Origin of the sequence: Nonomuraea sp. NPDC049486, from assembly GCF_040676925.1 — a bacterium.
GTDB lineage: Bacteria > Actinomycetota > Actinomycetes > Streptosporangiales > Streptosporangiaceae > Nonomuraea > Nonomuraea ferruginea.
In genome coordinates, this window is sequence record NZ_JBFAPV010000001.1 from 612,853 (window position 1) to 629,811 (window position 16,959).

At 72.6% G+C, this 16,959-nt stretch carries 19 protein-coding genes and 1 pseudogene; 14 read left to right on the top strand and 6 right to left on the bottom strand.

Annotation, left to right across the window (positions count from 1 at the left end; translation table 11 throughout):
• Position 1 precedes the first annotated feature (1 nt).
• From AB0K05_RS02840 to AB0K05_RS02855, 4 genes and pseudogenes are all read left to right on the top strand, one after another.
• Entirely contained in the window at positions 2-1,123 is a 1,122-nt protein-coding gene (locus AB0K05_RS02840) for an FAD-dependent monooxygenase (RefSeq protein ID WP_364226070.1), read from the top strand.
• Positions 1,124-1,152: 29 nt separating this feature from the next.
• Positions 1,153-1,299 (top strand): annotated as a pseudogene (locus AB0K05_RS02845) (sigma factor); the annotation flags it as partial.
• 81 nt (positions 1,300-1,380) lie between these two features.
• Positions 1,381-1,881, top strand: coding sequence for a hypothetical protein (locus AB0K05_RS02850; protein ID WP_364226745.1), 501 nt, complete (start codon positions 1,381-1,383; stop codon positions 1,879-1,881).
• Positions 1,882-1,886: 5 nt separating this feature from the next.
• The gene (locus AB0K05_RS02855) at positions 1,887-2,252 is read left to right on the top strand and encodes a hypothetical protein (protein ID WP_364226073.1); all 366 of its coding nucleotides are present in this window, start codon (positions 1,887-1,889) and stop codon (positions 2,250-2,252) included.
• A 32-nt stretch (positions 2,253-2,284) separates the two neighbouring features.
• Here AB0K05_RS02855 and AB0K05_RS02860 read toward each other — a convergent pair whose 3' ends face one another.
• Positions 2,285-2,884, bottom strand: a complete 600-nt coding sequence (locus AB0K05_RS02860) for a dihydrofolate reductase family protein (protein ID WP_271278429.1) — start codon at positions 2,882-2,884, stop codon at positions 2,285-2,287.
• A 173-nt stretch (positions 2,885-3,057) separates the two neighbouring features.
• Here AB0K05_RS02860 and AB0K05_RS02865 point away from each other — a divergent pair, with 173 nt between their 5' ends.
• On the top strand, positions 3,058-3,531 hold the full coding sequence (locus AB0K05_RS02865; RefSeq protein WP_271278430.1) for a hypothetical protein: 474 nt from the start codon (positions 3,058-3,060) through the stop codon (positions 3,529-3,531).
• Here AB0K05_RS02865 and AB0K05_RS02870 read toward each other — a convergent pair whose 3' ends face one another.
• Positions 3,532-4,686, bottom strand: coding sequence for a hypothetical protein (locus AB0K05_RS02870; RefSeq protein ID WP_364226078.1), 1,155 nt, complete (start codon positions 4,684-4,686; stop codon positions 3,532-3,534).
• A 147-nt stretch (positions 4,687-4,833) separates the two neighbouring features.
• On the opposite strand from AB0K05_RS02870, the gene AB0K05_RS02875 reads away from it, so the two are divergent.
• A complete protein-coding gene (locus AB0K05_RS02875; RefSeq protein WP_364226081.1) occupies positions 4,834-5,988 on the top strand; it encodes a DUF418 domain-containing protein in 1,155 nt (384 codons plus the stop codon).
• Positions 5,989-6,051: 63 nt separating this feature from the next.
• On the top strand, positions 6,052-6,651 hold the full coding sequence (locus AB0K05_RS02880) for a TetR/AcrR family transcriptional regulator (protein ID WP_364226084.1): 600 nt from the start codon (positions 6,052-6,054) through the stop codon (positions 6,649-6,651).
• Between the two features lie 4 nt (positions 6,652-6,655).
• Here the strand turns inward: AB0K05_RS02880 and AB0K05_RS02885 are convergent, their stop codons facing one another.
• The 3 genes from AB0K05_RS02885 to AB0K05_RS02895 are packed head-to-tail and all read right to left on the bottom strand — an operon-like array spanning position 6,656 to position 9,836.
• Positions 6,656-7,861, bottom strand: coding sequence for a CoA transferase (locus AB0K05_RS02885; protein ID WP_364226087.1), 1,206 nt, complete (start codon positions 7,859-7,861; stop codon positions 6,656-6,658).
• On the bottom strand, positions 7,858-9,009 hold the full coding sequence (locus AB0K05_RS02890; protein ID WP_148034054.1) for an acyl-CoA dehydrogenase family protein: 1,152 nt from the start codon (positions 9,007-9,009) through the stop codon (positions 7,858-7,860). The genes AB0K05_RS02885 and AB0K05_RS02890 overlap by 4 nt, the downstream gene beginning before the upstream one ends.
• Before the next feature lie 32 nt (positions 9,010-9,041).
• Complete coding sequence (locus AB0K05_RS02895; RefSeq protein WP_271278434.1) at positions 9,042-9,836, bottom strand: enoyl-CoA hydratase-related protein; 795 nt, start codon at positions 9,834-9,836, stop codon at positions 9,042-9,044.
• A 95-nt stretch (positions 9,837-9,931) separates the two neighbouring features.
• Between AB0K05_RS02895 and AB0K05_RS02900 the strand changes: the two genes are divergently transcribed.
• Complete coding sequence (locus AB0K05_RS02900; RefSeq protein ID WP_271278435.1) at positions 9,932-10,729, top strand: acyl-CoA thioesterase domain-containing protein; 798 nt, start codon at positions 9,932-9,934, stop codon at positions 10,727-10,729.
• Here the strand turns inward: AB0K05_RS02900 and AB0K05_RS02905 are convergent.
• Positions 10,713-11,261, bottom strand: coding sequence for a YceI family protein (locus AB0K05_RS02905; RefSeq protein ID WP_271278436.1), 549 nt, complete (start codon positions 11,259-11,261; stop codon positions 10,713-10,715). The genes AB0K05_RS02900 and AB0K05_RS02905 overlap by 17 nt on opposite strands.
• A gap of 59 nt (positions 11,262-11,320) precedes the next feature.
• On the opposite strand from AB0K05_RS02905, the gene AB0K05_RS02910 reads away from it, so the two are divergent.
• The 6 genes from AB0K05_RS02910 (at position 11,321) to AB0K05_RS02935 (ending at position 16,956) form a co-directional block, all read left to right on the top strand.
• Positions 11,321-11,749 carry a GNAT family N-acetyltransferase gene (locus AB0K05_RS02910; protein ID WP_271278437.1) on the top strand — a complete coding sequence of 143 codons (429 nt, stop codon included), beginning with the start codon at positions 11,321-11,323 and terminating at the stop codon, positions 11,747-11,749.
• Between the two features lie 75 nt (positions 11,750-11,824).
• Entirely contained in the window at positions 11,825-12,646 is an 822-nt protein-coding gene (locus AB0K05_RS02915; RefSeq protein ID WP_271278438.1) for a hypothetical protein, read from the top strand.
• A gap of 25 nt (positions 12,647-12,671) precedes the next feature.
• Positions 12,672-13,409, top strand: a complete 738-nt coding sequence (locus tag AB0K05_RS02920; protein ID WP_271278439.1) for a hypothetical protein — start codon at positions 12,672-12,674, stop codon at positions 13,407-13,409.
• A gap of 98 nt (positions 13,410-13,507) precedes the next feature.
• On the top strand, positions 13,508-13,915 hold the full coding sequence (locus tag AB0K05_RS02925) for a DUF2267 domain-containing protein (protein WP_148034047.1): 408 nt from the start codon (positions 13,508-13,510) through the stop codon (positions 13,913-13,915).
• A gap of 80 nt (positions 13,916-13,995) precedes the next feature.
• Positions 13,996-16,494, top strand: coding sequence for a molybdopterin-dependent oxidoreductase (locus AB0K05_RS02930; protein ID WP_364226092.1), 2,499 nt, complete (start codon positions 13,996-13,998; stop codon positions 16,492-16,494).
• Between the two features lie 3 nt (positions 16,495-16,497).
• Positions 16,498-16,956 (top strand): hypothetical protein, encoded by a 459-nt coding sequence (locus AB0K05_RS02935; protein ID WP_148034045.1) that lies wholly within the window; start codon positions 16,498-16,500, stop codon positions 16,954-16,956.
• Positions 16,957-16,959 lie beyond the last annotated feature (3 nt).

A 16,959-nucleotide genomic window follows, 5' to 3' on the forward strand; every position in this document is an offset into this window, starting at 1 on the left:
TATGGACATCCTTGTCATGGGAGCAGGCGTCGGGGGCCTCGCCGTCGCCCGGGTGCTGCTCGCCGCCGGGCACCGGGTGCGCGTGTACGAGCGGGCCGCGGAGTGGCGCACCGGCGGCGCGGCCTTGATGATCTTCAGCAACGGCGCCGCCGTGCTGCACGACCTCGGCGTGAGCCTCGACGACGTGGGCGGGCGCGTCGACCGGATCGACGCGATGACCGCCGGCGGCCGGCTGCGCGTCAGCATGGACATCGCCCACGCCGCCGCCCACCACGGTTTCGAGACCAGGGCCGTCTCCCGCCGCGACCTCATGGAACTCCTCGCCGACGGCGTGCCCGGCGACCTCGTCCAGTACGGCAAGGCCTGCCAGGACGTCACCCAGGACCACGACCGGGTGACCGCGACCTTCGCCGACGGATCGACGGCCACGGGCGACCTGCTCATCGGCGCCGACGGTCACCACTCGGCCGTGCGGCACCGGCTGTGGGGCGACGCCGGAGTCCGACCGGCCACCTTCGGCACCTGGCAGGGCCTCAGCCCGATCGACATCGAGCTCACCCGTACGCACCGCCACCTCATGATCACCGGACGGGAGGGCGCGTGCGGCCTCATCCCCGCGGGCAAGGGCATGCTGCAGTGGTGGTTCGACGTGCCGTGGTCGCCCGGCGACCGGCGGCCCGACGCGCCGCTGGCCGAGCTGCGGCGCCGGTTCGGCCACTGGGCGTCACCGGTGCCCGAGGTGCTCGCCGCCGCCACCGAAGCCGATCTCACCTTCTTCGGCCACCACTGGCGCAAGGTCGGCCCGGTCTGGGGGAAGGGCCGCGTCACCCTGCTCGGCGACGCGGCCCACATCATGCCGCCCACCCTGGGCCAGGGCGCCAACCAGACCCTGGAGGACGTCTGGGTGCTCGGGCGCGAGCTGGCCCGGGACGGCGACCCGGCGGTACGGTTGCGCGCCTACGAGAAAGCCCGATACCCGCACATCTCCCTGGTTTCCCGGATGGCCAAGCGCAACCCGGCCAACTGGCGCATCCCACCGCTTCTCGGCAGGCTGATCCCGGAGACGTCCCAGACCGCCATGCTCGCCCGCTACAGCAACCGCCTCACCGCGCGATCCCGCTGAGGTGCAACCTTCCGCCCGGCGGACCGCGCCTGCTCACCGGAGACCCTCATCTCGCGGAGGACCTGCTGCAGAGCGTCCTGGCCAACGTCGCAGGGCAGTGGTCGAAGCTCGACAGGAAGGGCAACCCCGAGGCGTACACCCGCAAGGCGCTCGTCAACCAGTACATCTCCTGGACGCGCCGCGCCCGCCCCGAGTTACCCAGCGCCCACCCGCCCGAAGCGGGCGTCTCCCACGACGAGGCCACGCTGGACCGCATCATGCTCCGCCGGGCGCTGGCCCAGCTGACCCGCAAGCAGCGGGCCGTGATCGTGCTGCGCTTCTGGGAGGACCTGACCGAGGCGGCGGTCACGGCGCTGGCGGCGACGACGGCGGGCGCGGTGGCGGTCTGGCCGCACCCCGCCGGCATCGTCGCGACACAGGGGCAGGACGTGCCGGACCTGCGGGGCAAGGTCGGCGCGATCCGCTACGCGTACCAGACGCCGTGCGAGATCGACGAGATGACGCGGCGCTCCGACTGCAGTGCCGTGGAGTGGCGGGTGGTCACCCAGAAGGGGACGTACCGGCTGCCGCAGGCGCTCACCTCCTCCAAGAAGGCCCCGCGGGTGCCGGTCGCGATCAGCCGGGACGGGAGGAGGCTCGCCTACTACAGCCGCGACGCCGGGGCGCACGTGATCAGGGACATGGCCGAAGGCGAAGAGGTGGTCTCCCCTGTCAAGGTGGCGGAGGAGCGGATCGGCGCCGGATCCACCTGTGGGTGACGCCGGTGACCGGAGGCGGCAAGCCGGTGCGGTTCGACGGCGTGTTCATCATGTTCAGCGAGCTGGCCCCGGACGGCCGCACGGTCGTCGCCGTCGAGTTCGACGAACTCAAGCCGGGCAGACTCACCCTGCTCGACGCCAGGACCGGGCGGACCCTGCGCAAGGTCTCGATGCGTGGCCTGCCGCCGGGCGACCGGATCGACGGGACCGGCATCTGGCTGAACCGGAACGAGGTCACGGTGGTCGCGGGCAGCCGGGAGCTCGTCGCGTACGCCCTCGATGTCACCACGGGGCGCACGCGGCGCCTGGCCTCGTACGGAAACGAGCGCAGGTCCCTGACCCTGCCCGGGGTCAACCGGGACTTCAGATAGCCGGGCGGGGCGGCGCGCGCCCCGCCCGTCCGCTACCTCACCGGCCGGTACGTGAGGTGGGTGACGAGCGCGGTGCGGGAGGGCTCGCCGAGCGGTTCGAGGTCGATGTCCGCCAGGCCGTCGAACAGCCGCTCGCCGCGGCCCAGGAGCACCGGCGCGACGTGCAGGCGCAGCTCGTCGATCAGCCCCGCCGCCAGGTACTGGTTCACCGTCATGCCGCCGCCGGCGATGGCGACGTCACGGTCGCCCGCCGCCTCGCGCGCCAGGCGCAGGGCCTCCTCGGGACCGCCGGTCACGAAAGTGAACGTGGTGCCGCCCTTCATCGGCAGCGGCTCGCGCTCGTGGTGGGTCAGCACGAAGACCGGCGCGTGGTACGGGGGCTCCTCGCCCCACCAGCCGCTCCACTCCAGGTCCCAGGCGCCGCGGCCGGGGCCGAACATGTTGCGGCCCATGATGAAGGCGCCGGCGGCGGTGATGGCCTCGATCTCCGCCTTGTGGAGCTCCGGCTCGTCGACCATCCACCGGGTCAGCCGCCCGTTCTCTCCCTCGCCGAACGGATTGTCCAGGCTCTGGTTCGGCCCGGCCACGAAGCCGTCGAGGGACATCGCCATGTCGCAGATGACTCTGCTCATCTCATCGCCTTTCAGTTCCAGGCGCTCCTTCTCGCGCCTGCCACCGGGTGGTCGGAGCCGCCCGGCGGTTCTCTACATCCGGCGGGGGAGCATGTTCCCCCGTGCGGGGGAGGCCGGGGCCGGGAGGCCCGCCGATCCTGGAAACACCGAACTCGAACTCCAGGGAGCTGCCCATGACCGTGCGCCAGGCGCGCTGGCCCGCGTACACGACGGCGGTGCTGTTCCTCGGCTACGCCGCCGGCAAGGCCGTCTACGCCGCGCAGGGCAAGCTGGGTTTCCCCGGCGGCCCGGTGGTTCCGGCGGCCGACTACGAGCGCTACGCCCGCGAGATGATGGACGTGGCGGCCGCGCAGTGGATGGCGGCCGCCAACGGCCTGCTCGGCGCGGCCCTGGTCCTGCTGACGGTGACCGGGCCGGGCCGCCGGGTGCCACGCGCGCTGATGCTGCTCGTGCTGGCCGTCGCGCTGGCGGGCGTCGGCGCCGGAGCCGTGATCATGGTGGCGGACGGGTTCGTCGGCATCGGGATCGGCTGGCAGTGGCACCACGGCGTGATCGGGATCGCCGCGCTGGGGCTCCTGGCCGCGACGACCCACTCCTATGCGCGCGCGACCCGGCCGGGGCATGCCGAGCTGACCGGCCGGTCGTGATCAGACGGGTTTTGCCACGTCGGACGGCAGGAGCTGTTCGGTGAGCAGGCGGCGGACGTTGGCGGGATCGGCCAGCCAGGGCCGCAACAGCTCCCATCCGTGGAAATATCCGAACATGTACGGGCTCATCGCCGACGGCCGCAGCAACGGCAGCGCCCTGGCGATCTCCGCGTCGTCGTACAGGCACCAGCGGGCCAGATAACCGGCCAGTTCCTCGTCCGTCCGCCCCTCGGCGGCGAGGAAGGCGACGTTGCCCCACACTCCCCACAGCGCGTTCCTGACCAGGTGGATCGCCGCGAAGTCGCTGCCGTCGGGCCGGATCCCCAGCTCGGCCAGGACGTTGTCGGTCAGCCACGCCTGCGCCTCGTCCCCCGGGAAGAGGATCTCCTCGGCGCACAGCCCGAGCCCCTCGCTCAGCGCGAACGACGGGGCCAGCATGAACCGGACCCGCTGGTCCGTCCGGGTCGCCCCCAGGTCCTTCAGCATCGACTCGGCGATGTGACCGGGATGGCCCTCGTGGGCGACGACGTAGAACAGGTCGGCCACGTTGAACGGGATGCCGGTGTTGATGAAGATCACCGACTTGAGGTCGCCCGCGTAGTGCCCGGCGGCGTGGAAGTGCGCCTCCGGCACGAGGTGGCAGCCGACGACCTCGTCCGGCGGCAGCGGGACGATCGCCTCCGTGCGGGCCCGGGTCTCGGCCACCGCCTTGTCCACCAGCGCGGGCAGCCGGTCAATCTGGTCCAGCGCGTGAGCCGACTGCCAGGCGTGCAGCCGGTCGGACAGCGAGCCGGCGGCCCTGGGCAACGCCGCGTCCAGCCGGTCGTGCGCCTCCTCGAACACGAGCTCGGGCACCCACCGCGGCCGCAGCCCCAGCACGAGCTCGCCGTACTCGGTCAGCGGGAGCCGTTCGCCGTCCAGATAACGGGCCACCGCGCGCATCGCGACCACCTGGGCCCGCAGGTAAGGGGTCAGCTCCCGGTCCAGTAACCGGTCGGCGCCGGCGATCAGGTCGCCGGGCGGCCGGACCGGCTCCGCCTGCGCCCGCTCGCTCCACTCGGCCGGCCCCCGGTAGACGAGCCCGGCACCGTTCAGGTGCCGGTTGAGACGGAGAGCGAGCATCGCGTATTCCTGCTGCCATTCCTGTTCGTCCATGCCCGCCACGCTAGTTGCACCGAACGCGCCCGGGCCGAAGGTGCATCTAGGTCTACCCCTGTCGTATTTCTAGCCGGATTCCCCGCGGGTGATCGCGTCCGTAGCGTCGGGGCCACGAGAACTTCATCGGAGAACGGGGTGCTTCCTGTGTTGCAGACGTCCGAGCCGGCCAGGCCGGCGACCACGGCCAGGGCCCTGGCCCCCGACCTGGCACGCGGTTTCATGCTGCTGGCCATCGCGTTCGCGCACGCGCCGCTGTTCGTGGTGGCCGTCGACCGGGGCTCCGCCGCGGCCAACGCGGTCTCCGAGTTCTTCCACGTGCTGTTCGTCAACAACCACGCGCGGCCGATGTTCGCCTTCCTGTTCGGCTACTCGCTGGTTCAGCTCCTGAACAGCCGGACCAGGCGCGGCGCCGACTGGGTGACGGTCCGCAAGCTGCTGCGCCGCCGGGGGTGGTGGCTGATCGCGATCGGGTTCGCGCACGTGGCGCTGCTGGTCCCGATCGACATCCTGGCGCCGTACGGGCTGGCGGCCGTGGTGCTGACCGGGATGCTCCGGCGCGGGGACAAGGCGCTGCTGTGGACGGCGGGGACGCTCATGGTGCCCGCCACGGCCGTGGTCGGGTTCGCCATGTGGGTGGCGCTGATGCAGGGGCTCTCCACCTTCTCCCTCGGCACCATCGCCGCCGGGGCGCGGGGCTTCGGCGAGCTGCTCGTCACCAGGATGGTCGGCTGGCCGTTCGGCCTGGTCCTCGGCACCATCATGGTGCTGCCCGCGGTGCTCTTCGGGATGTGGGCGGCCCGGCGGCGCGTCCTGGAGGAGCCGGAGCGGCACCGGCGCCTCCTGGTCCGCTTCACGGTGATCGCCACGGTCGTCTCCGTCGCCGGTTCCGTCCCCGCCGCGCTCATCCAGACCGGCCTGTGGACCGGGGCGTCCGGCCCGGCCGCGGTGGCGGCCTCGGTCGCGCAGCCGCTCACCGGATACTTCGGCGGCATCGCCATGGCCTGCGCCGTCGGCCTGATCGCCCCGCTGGCCGCCCGCGGCCGGGGTCCCCTGATCACCGCCGTCGAAGCGCTCGGCCGCCGCTCGATGAGCCTGTACCTGTTCCAGTCGATCGCGTTCGTCGTGGTGTTCTTCCCCTTCGGGCTCGGCCTGCAGGACGACCTCGGCATCGCCGGCGCCACCGGCGTGGCCGTGGCCACCTGGCTCGTCTCGCTGCTGATCGCCGACCTGATGCGCCGCGCCGACCACCGCGGCCCCGCCGAGATCCTGCTGCGCCGCCTGGCCTACCGCCGCACCTGACGCCCTGCGAGTACGACGAGAGCCTTCCGGAGGGTGATGGTTTCATCACTTAAGGTGATGGTCATGGATGCGGAGACGGACCGGCTGATCGGCGTGGCGACGAGGATGTTCGCCGAGGTGGGATACGACTGGACGTCGATGCGGATGATCGCCGAGGCGGCGGGGACCGACGTGGACCGGCTGGTCGAGACGGTGGGCGAGAAGCCGGAGCTCTACCACGAGGTGATGGTCCGCGCCGTCAACGCCGAGCGGGCGGCCATGGAGCCGGCGCTCAGGTCCTTCGTCCCCGGGGTCCAGGGGGCGCTCGACCTGGCCGACGCCTATCTCGACTACAACATCGCGCACACCGACTATCTGTCGCTGTGGCTGCACCGCTGGACGGGCGACGCCGCCGACACGCCCGACTTGGAGGGCATGTTCTCGCGCCCGCTCGCCTTGGAGGTGGCGGAGACCATCCGGGAGCTGACGCCGGACGACGTGGACGGCGACCACCTCGTCTGGACCGTGGTGTGGTGCGTCTACGGGTTCCTGTCGGGCGGCATGCGCCACGTGTCGCCCGACTGGCCGCAGAAGCGCGGCGAGCCGGTCCAGCCGGGCGTGGTGGAGTCCTTCCGCGCCTACCTGCACACCCTGATCCGCCGCATGATCGCGCCCGCCGGGTGACGGGTCAGCCGATCGCGCCCTGGTCGCGCAGCGCCGCGAGGCGCGCCGCCGAGTAGCCGAGCTCCTCCCGCAGCACCTCGCCGGTGTGCTGGCCGACGGACGGCGCCGGGCGCGGCGGGCTTTGCTCGCCGTCCACGACCACCGGCGAGCCCGCCGAGAGGTGCGGGCCGACGCCGGGCTGGTCGAGCATCCCCAGGACGGGGTTGCCGGCCAGCAGCGCATCGGGGTCCGCGGCCAGCTCCTCGAACGTCCGGTACGGCGCGTACAGCAGCCGCCTGGCCGACAGCGCCGCGTCCACCTCGGCGAACGGCCGCCCCGCGAACCACGGCTCCAGCAGCCCGCCGATGACCGCGCGGTGCGCGTACCGGTCGGAGTCGCGGCGGAAGTCGGCGCCGAGCGCCCGCTCCACCGCCTCGACCGCGGCGGTCAGTCCCGTCAGGGCGAGCAGGTCGGACCAGTGGCGCGAGGTGAGCACCACGAGCATGACGCGCCGGCCGTCGGCGGTGCGGAAGTCGCGCCCGTAGCCGCCGTAGAAGTGGTTGCCGTCCTTCGTCCGCGGCTCGCCGCCGAGCTGGGCGTCGGCGAGATAGCCGAGGTTGGCGACCATGGACAGCGCCACGTCGCGCAGCGCCACCGTGATGCGCCGCCCCTCGCCGGTCAGCAGCCGGTGGCGCTCGGCGGCCAGCAGCCCGGTCGCCAGGTAGAGCCCGGCCGCGATGTCCCAGGCCGGCAGCACGTGGTTGACCGGCCCCGCCTCCCCGGCCGGCCCGGTCACCGCGGGCAGCCCGGTCTCGGCGTTGACCGTGTAGTCGACCGCGGTGCCGCCGTCGCGCCTGCCGGTGAGCAGCGCGTGGATCAGGTCCTTGCGGCGCTCACGGAGCTTCTCGTACGAGAGCCCCGGCAGATCGGCGTTGGCCACCACGACGCCGCGCCGCTCGACCAGGTCGGCGATGACCGCGCGGCCCTCGTCGGAGCGGAAGTCGACCTCGACGGCCCGCTTGCCCTTGTTGAGCCCGGTCCAGTAGAGGCTGGTGCCGGACGGGCCGAGCGGCCACCGGGAGCGGTCGGCCTGGCCGCCGATCGGCTCCACCCGGACCACGTCGGCGCCGAGCTGCGCCAGCGTCATCCCGCACAGCGGCGTGGCCACGTAGCCGGACAGCTCGACGACGCGCAGACCTTCCAGCGGGGCGGACATTCCGGCCGGGGTCACGCGCGTGCCCCGCGCATCAGCTCGCGCCCGACGATCAGCTTCTGGATCTCGCTGGTCCCCTCGTACAGGCGCAGCAAGCGCACGTCGCGGTAGATGCGCTCGACCGGCACGCCGCGCATGTAGCCGCTGCCGCCGTGCACCTGGACGGCCAGGTCGGCGACCCGGCCCGCCGACTCCGTGCAGAACAGCTTGGTGGCGGACGGCGCGAGCCTGCGGTCCTCGCCGGTCAGCCAGAGCCGGGCGGCCTCGGCGGCCATCGCCCGGCCGGCCATGCACAGGGACTTCTGCTCGGCGAGCATCGCCTGCACGAGCTGGTAGTCGCCGACCGGCCGGCCGCCCTGCCGGTTGTGCGCGGCGAACGCCACCGACTCGTCGAGCGCCCGCTCCATCAGGCCGACGGCCATCGCCGACATGTGCAGCCGGCCGCGCGCCAGCACGGTCATGGCCGCCCGGAAACCGGCGTCGACCTCGCCGCTGACCAGCGCGTCCGCGCCGACCCTGACCTCGGTGAACGTGACGTCGGAGGTCCAGGCGCCCTCCTGGCCCATCTTGGCGTCCTTGGGCCCCACCGCCACCCCGGGAGCGTCGGCCGGCACCAGGAACACCGCGATGCCGCTGCCCGCCGCGTCCGCGGGGCGGACTCGGGCGAACACCACGAACAACCCGGCGATCGGGGCGTTGGTGATGAACCGCTTGCCGCCGTCGATCACCCAGCCGTCGCCGTCGGGCGCCGCCGTGGTCTTCAGCCCGGACGGGTCGGAGCCCGCCTCCGGCTCCGTCAGCGCGAACGCCGCGGTGACCTCGCCCGACGCCAGCGACGGCAGCCAGCGGCCCTTCTGCTCCTCGGTGCCGAACCCGACCAGGACCTGGCCGGCGATGCCGTTGTTGGTGCCGAACATCGACCGGAACGCGAGACTGGTGTAACCGAACTCGAAGCCGAGCCGGACGTCCTGGGTGATGTCGAGCCCCAGCCCGCCGTACTCGGCGGGGATGGCGTAGCCGAACAGGCCCATGTCGGCCGCCTGGCGGCGGAGGTCGTCGGGGATCGCGTCGGAGTCGGCGATCTCCTGCTCTCTCGGCACGACCCGGTTGCGGACGAACTGGCGTACCTGCTTGAGGATCTCTTCGAACTCGTCGGCTGCGACCATGCTCCTGACCTATCGAATAATGTTCTGCCGTGTCAACGGTTGTGGTAGTCGCCGGGCCGCTTCTCGCGGAACGCGCTCATGGCCTCCGCGTAGTCGTCGGTCGCCTGCACGATCGCCATGTGGGAGGAGATCAGGTCAAGGCTGGTGCGCAGGTCGGTGCGCATCGACTGGTGGACCGCCCGCTTGATCATCGAGATCGCGATCGGCGGCTTGGCCGCGATGCCCCTGGCGAACTCCATCGTCTCCGCCATGAGCGCCTCGTCGTCGTAGACCCGGTTGACGATGCCCAGCCGCAGCGCCTCGTCGGCGTCGACGAAGTCGCCCGTCATCAGCAGCTCCATCGCCTTGGCCGGGCCGACCAGCCGGGGCAGGAAGTACGCGCCGCCGTCGCCGGGGACCAGGCCGATGCGGATGTAGCCCTCGGAGAACCGGGCCGACCGGGCGGCGAACCGCATGTCACACATGAGAGCCATGTCCATCCCGGCGCCGACCGCGACCCCGTTGACCGCGGCGATCAGCGGCTTGTCCAGGTCCTCGACCGCCCGCGCGACCTTGTGGACCCGGTCGGTCAGCATGCGCTTGCGCTCGATCGGCGTCGCCTCGATCTCGTCGAGCGCCTTCAGGTCGACGCCGCTGCAGAAGCCCTCGCCGGTGCCGGTCAGCACGACCACCCGGACGCCCTCGTCGTCCTGCGCCTCGCGCAGCGCCCGCGCCCACGCGTCGATCATCGGCCAGGTGAACGCGCCCAGGGAGCGCGGGCGGTTCAGCCGGATCACCGCCACCCCGCCGTCGACCTCGTAAACCAGCTCGTCCTCGGCCTCGGCCACCGGACACTCCTCTCATTCCGGACAACCCGCCGAGCTTCTCACAGCGGCCACCCCCGGCTCGCGCCAGGTCCGCCGCGTCCTCTACCGTCTGCCTCATGCCGACCTTCAGTCCCGTGGCCGCTCCCACCGTGCTCGACCTGCTGACACTGGAGAAGCTCGAAGAGGACCTCTACCGGGGCACGACCGTCTTCGAGGAACCGTTCCCGCTGTACGGGGGACAGGTGGCCGCGCAGGCGCTGGCCGCGGCGGGCGACACGGTGGAGCCCGACCGGTTGCCGCACTCACTGCACGGCTACTACCTGCGCAGCGGCGACGCGGCCCGGCCGACCGTGTTCCGCGTCTACCGTGACAGGGACGGCCGGTCGTACTCCGCCCGGCGGGTGGTCGCCATCCAGAACGGCAAGGTCATCTTCAACATGTCGGCGTCCTTCCACGTCCCCGAGTCCGGCGCGGACGTGCAGATCCACCCCGCGCCCGACGCGCCGGACCCGGACGGGCTCGAACCCGTGCGCCTGCCCCGGTTGTTCTCCATGGACAGCCGGCTGCCGCCGCAGCCGTACGAGGCGGCCGAATGGCCCACCCGGTTCTGGGCCCGCTGCACCCAGGACCTGCCCGGTGGTCAGCTCCTGCACGCGTGCGTGCTCACGTACCTCTCCGACATCTCCAGCGGGGTGACCGGCGTCCCGCACGGGGAGGGCGCGCGTTCGGGCTCCAGCCTGGACCACGCGGTCTGGTTCCACCGGCCGGCCCGCATGGACGAGTGGGTGCTGATGGACCTGGTGCCGCACACCGTGTCGGCCGGGCGCGGCTGGTACACCGGCACCATCCACACCCGCGACGGCCGGCTCGCCGCCAGCATCACCCAGGAGACGCTCTTCAGGAAGCCGCGCTGACCAGCTCGACGTCGAACCGCACCTCGACGTCGTCGTCCAGCTTGAGCGCGCCGAAGAACGCCGAGTACGGCTTGACGCCCCAGAGGCTCTGCTTGACCGTCGCGCTGCCCCGCACCCGCTCGCCGTCGAAGCGGCAGTCGAGGGTGAGCGGCCGCGTCTGGCCCGCCATCGTCAGCTCGCCCTCGACCCTGAACGACTCCCGCGTCCCGGTGACCTGCCGCGACCGGAACGCGATCGCCGGGAACCGGCCGGTGTGGAGCACCTTCTCCTGGATGTTGCGCGCGATGTCGCGCCGGTCGGAGTCGGTGAGCGGCTTCACCCCGCCCGTCCCCGACACCACCCGCAGCGACCCGGCCTCCACCTCGACGCTCACCCGGCTCGCCCCGGGGTCGTCGAGATCGACCACGGCCTCGCCGCGCCATCGGTCCGCCTCGATCGTCAGGTCATGACCGGCCTTGGCGCCCAGACCGGTACGCCTCGTCTCGACCAGCAACTGCCCCGTCTCCGGACCCAGCGTGTATGAATCCCCCATACCCCGCACGCTACCCACCGTTGCCACGACAAGACCGACGGCTTCCGTAGGGTCGTGGCATGAGTGTCGTGATCGAGGCCGTGCGTGAGGCGAGTGACGAGGTCGTGGCGGCGTTCGGGCGGCTGCTGCCCCAGCTCTCCGCCGGGGCGGCGATCGACCGGGAGGCGGTGGAGCGGGTGGTCGGCTCCGAGGGGAACACGGTGCTGGCCGCGCGGGCCGGGGGCGTCGTCGTGGGCCTGCTCACGCTGGTGGTCTACCCGCTCGCCTCCGGGGTGCGGGCGCGGATCGAGGACGTCGTGGTGGACGGGGCGGCGCGCGGCCAAGGGGTGGGGGCGGCGCTCACCGGGCGGGCGCTGGAGCTGGCCAGGGAGCGGGGGGCGCGCACGGTCGACCTGACGTCCCGGCCGGAGCGGGAGGCGGCGAACCGGCTGTACGAACGGGCGGGGTTCCGGCGGCGGGATACGGCGTCGTACCGGGTCATTCTCTGAAAGGGGCTGGAACGGCTGGGTCGCATGATCGAAAAGCCTGGGTCGCTGTGGTGAAATTTCAGCAGAATACGGGATATGTCGTTTTCAGCGGGCGACGATCCGCCATCCCGGGACGACCACGCTCGCGAGCCCGTGGGGGAGGGGCGGGGCGGGAGGTTCAGGAGGGTGCTGCGGCGGGCCGGTGGGAGGTACGCGCCCGCTGACTTCGGGGTTCCCCCGTACGCGCCGGACGGGCCCGCGCCGCGGTTGTACGCGCCGGAGCGCGAGACCGACAGGAGGCGGCGGGGTGCGCTGGCGGTCGGCCTGGCCGTCACCGCGGCCGTGCTCGCCGGCGGCGGGGCGGTGGTCGCGGCGATCACGTACCAGCTGCACGCGATCCCGGCGCCGCCCGCCGATCCCCCCACGCTGACGCCGCACCACACGACGGCGGCCCCGGTGGACACGCGGCTGAGCCACGAGGAGTTCGGCGACCGTGACCTGGGCCGCGAGCTCACGGCCGCCAAGGTGGGCGGCTGGGACCACCCCACCTGCGACCCCGTGGACGGCAGGGGCCGCGTGCTGGGCAGGAACCACTGCGACCACGCCGCCCAGATCGCCTACTCCGCCCGGGACGGGAAGCTCCGGGCGGTCCAGCTCCTGCTGGCCTTCCCCACCGAGCACCGCGCCCGGGCCGCCGCCGTCAGCCTGTCCAAGCGGACGTCGGACGCGATCCGGTGGCGGCGGGGCGGCACGCATGCCAAGTACGCGTACGGCAAGGCCGGTGTGGCGGGCGCCGGCCCGTACGTGGTGGTCACCGTGGTCACCGCGACCGGCCGGGCCGGCGGGCAGGCGCCGGCGTTCCACCGCGTGCTCCACTCGGACACCGTGCACCGTTTCGCGGCTCTGAACAGATCCTGAAGGTCGATGCCCTACCGTGCTCACCGTGAGCCGGAAATCAGCGATCACGAGCGTCCTGGCCCTCCTCCTGGCGATCATGCTCGCCGCCTGCGGCGCGACCGGCGGCGGCGGCGCGGAGCGGCAGTCCCCGGCCGCGCGCTCGGCCACGCCCGAGAGCGCGCCCGCCGAGCCGACGGGCTGCCGGCACGGCGAGCTCATCCCGGCGGTCGACATCCCGGCCGTGCACGCGGACCCGGTGGTGATCCCCGAGGTACGGATCGGCGGCGAGGTCGTCCCCGAGGTGACCATCCCGGGGGTGGACCTCCCCGCCCAGCGGATCCCCGCCCAGTGCACCGAGATCAAGCCCGCGCCCGGCGGCTGCCTGGGGGCCGCGTCGATCCCGCCGGTGTCGATCCCCGCCGTCGAGATCCCGCCCGTCGAGATCCCCGGCCTGGACGCGGGCGGCATCAAGCTCGACCCGGTGCGCGCCGAGGGCGCAAGCGCGCCCGCGCAGCACGCCGAGGGCGTCTCGACGCCGGAGGTGTGCCAGGCCGAGCCGAAGGACGGAGGCGTCGTCCTGTCCGTGGTCAGGCCTCCCCTCGTCCGGGCGCCGCTGGTCCGGCCGCGTCTGATGCGCGGCAACCTGATCAGGCCGTACGCCTGCAACGACCGGAACGAGTGCGTCCCGGCCGTCGAGGTGCCCGCGCTGGAGGTGCCCGCAGTCGAGGTGCGGGCCGTCGAGATCCCCGCCGCCGAGATCAGGGCGTACGAGGTCGGCTCCTAGATCGTCAGTGCTGGTGGAGCTTTACCGATTTCTGGTGTCAGCCCCTCTGTGATGGTCCGGTGACCGGGTAGCCGCTGGTAAGGACAAAGGGGGAAATCATGAGACATGACGACTTCGTTGGCCAAGTACAGGCCCGAGCCCGTCTGGGCGACCGGGCACACGCCGAGCGGGCCATCCGGGCGTCGCTGGAGACGCTCGGCGAACGGCTGCCGGAGAGCCTGGCCGACAAGCTCGCAGCCCAGCTGCCACACGAGATCGGCGAGAACCTGCGCCGCACCGAGGTCTACGGCGGCCTCGGCACCGGAGAGCACTTCGGCCGCGAGGAGTTCATCCGCAGGGTGGGCGCCAGGGCCGGGGTCGACGATCGAAGAGCGGTGTTCCTCGCCCGGGTGGTGTTCGAGGTCACCGACGAGGCCACCCAGGGCCGCATCATGACCAAGGTCCGCGAGAGCCTCACCGAGGAGCTGCGCGAGCTGGCCACCGCGGGCAGCCAGGGACACCTCTGACAGGTCCGTGTTCCCGGCGCCGGACAGGGTAGCTGCCCCGGGCATCCCCCTGACCGAGCGTCGTGGAAAGGACCGCCGACATGTCCGATCGCATCGCAGATCCGTGGGGGAGGCGCACCCCCTACGGCCCGCCCTCGGCGGCCGAACGGGTGGCGGCGTCGCTGCCCGGACCGGTGCGCCGGGTGCTGCCCCGGGAGATCGGACAGCGCGCCACCTGGCCCGTACGGGTGGACATGTTCCTGGAGGAGGGCGTCGCCGAGGCCGACGTGGACCGCTGGGTCCGGGCGGCCTCGATCCTGCACAGCAACGGCGACGCGATGGACATCGCGGTCGCCGGAGGACGGATCGTCGGCGTGCGCGGGCGCGCCGGCGACCGCGTCAACCGGGGCAGGCTCGACCCCAAGGACCTGTACGGCTGGCAAGCCAACAACAGCCCCGACCGGCTCACCCAGCCGCTGGTCAGGCAGGACGGCCGGCTGGTCGAGACCGGCTGGGACGACGCGATGGGCCGGATCACGGCCCGCTCGCGCGAGCTGCTCGACGGGCCGGGCGGCTGGGGCCACTTCGGCTTCTACACCAGCGGCCAGCTGTACCTGGAGGAGTACTACACCCTCGGCGTGATCGGCAAGGCCGGCATCGGCACGCCGCACATGGACGGCAACACGAGGCTGTGCACCGCGACCTCGGCGGCGGCGCTGAAGGAGAGCTTCGGCACCGACGGCCAGCCCGGCTCCTACACCGACGTGGACCACTGCGACGCCATCGCGCTGTGGGGGCACAACGTGGCCGAGACGCAGACCGTGCTGTGGATGCGCATGCTCGACCGCCGCCGAGGCCCCCGCCCGCCCGCGCTGATCGCCGTCGACCCGCGCCAGACCGCCGTCGCCCGCGAGGCCGACGTGCACCTGGCAGTGCGCCCCGGCACCAACCTGGCGCTGATGAACGCGATCGTCCACCGCTTGCTCGACAAGGGCTGGTACGACGAGCGGTATGTGCGCGCCCACACCCTCGGCTTCGACGAACTGGCCGAGACGGTGCGCGACCGCACGCCGGAGTGGGCCGCGGAGATCTGTGACGTGCCCGTGCGCGACATCGAACGCGCGGCGGAGATCATCGGCACCTGCCGCAGGCTGCTCTCCACCGTCCTGCAGGGCTTCTACCAGTCCAACCAGGCCACCGCGGCCGCGTGCCAGGTCAACAACCTCCACCTGCTGCGCGGCATGCTCGGCCACCCGGGCGCGGGCCTGTACCAGATGAACGGGCAGCCCACCGCGCAGAACACCCGTGAGACCGGCGCGGACGGCGACCTGCCCGGCATGCGTAACTGGGACAACCCCGCACACATCGACGAGCTGGCCCGGCTGTGGAACGTCGACTCGTCCGTCATCCCGCACTGGGCGCCGCCGACGCACGCCATGCAGATCTTCCGCTACGCCGAGCAGGGCTCGATCAAGCTGCTCTGGATCTCGGCCACGAACCCCGCCGTCTCCCTGCCTGACCTGGCGCGCATCCGCCGCATCCTGGCCCAGGAGAACCTGTTCGTCGTCGTCCAGGACATCTTCATGACCGAGACGGCGATGCTGGCCGACGTGGTGCTGCCCGCCGCCACCTGGGGGGAGAAGACCGGCACGTTCACCTGCGCCGACCGTACGGTGCACCTGTCGGACAAGGCGGTGGACCCGCCCGGCGAGGCCCGCTCCGACCTGGACATCTTCCTGGACTACGCGCGCCGCATGGACTTCCGCGACAAGGACGGCGCCCCGCTGATCAAGTGGCACGACCCGGAGTCCGCGTACCGGGCCTGGCAGGCCTGCTCGGCGGGGCGGCCGTGCGACTACACCGGCATCACGTACGAGCTGCTGCGCGGCGGCGGCGTGCAGTGGCCGCTCGGCACCGAGCGGCTGTACGCGGGCGGCAGGTTCAACACCGACCCTGACTACTGCGAGACGTACGGGCACGACCTGGTCACCGGCGCCGCCCACGGCGAGGAGAGCTACCGGGCCAAGGAGCCGCGCGGACGCGCGTTCCTGAAAGCGGCCCCGTACCAGCCGTCGCCGGAGGTGCCCGGCGAGGAGTATCCGCTGACGCTGACCACCGGCCGCACCGTCTACCAGTTCCACACCCGGACCAAGACGGGCCGCGCCCCGCAGCTCGCCGCGGCGGCGCCGGAGCCGTGGGTGGAGATCAGCCCGGCGGACGCCACCGAGCTGGGGGTCGGCGAGGGCGACCTGGTGCGGGTGGAGTCGCCGCGCGGCGCGCTGGAGGCCAGGGCGCGGGTGTGCGGCACCCGTAAGGGCACGGTGTTCGTGCCGTTCCACTACGGCTACTGGGACCGGGACGAGTCAGGGCCGGGCGACGGGGCGGCGCGCGCCGCGAACGAGCTGACGATGACGAGCTGGGACCCGGTGTCCAAGCAGCCGATCTTCAAGGTGGCCGCGGTCCGGCTGAGCAAGGTGGCCGCGGCGGAGGGTGCGGTGTCGGCCGCGCCCACCGTCGGCAACCGGCCGGCCGACCCACGCGTCCCGGTCACCGCCGGCGGGCCCGCCGCCGAGGCGGACGAGCACGTCGAGGAGGAGTGAGCCATGCATCTCGCCCACTACCTGGGGCTGCTGCACCGTTCGCAGACCGAGCTGGCGTCCGCCTTCCGTGAGGTCGGGGAGCAGCACAAGGACGAACCGGACGTGTTCCACGTGTGCGAGCGGCTGGCCGCCCAGTGCGACGCGCACGCCGGCCGGCTGCGGCCGTTCGCCGAGCGCTACTCGGAGGAGTCGCCGGACGAGCCGGAGCGGCTGCACTCCACCCTGTTCTCCGGCTCCCGCACCGGCGGGCTCGGGCTGCTGCGCGACCTGCACGACCTCTACCTGATGGCGGCCGAGTGCGACATCTCGTGGACGCTCATCGGCCAGGCCGCGCAGGGCGCCAGGGACCGGGAGCTGCTGGGCGTGGTCTCCGTGTGCGAGAGCGAGACCGCCGCCCAGATGCTGTGGCTGCGCACCCGGATGAAGCAGGCCGCGCCGCAGGCGCTGGTCGTCGCCGCCTGACCC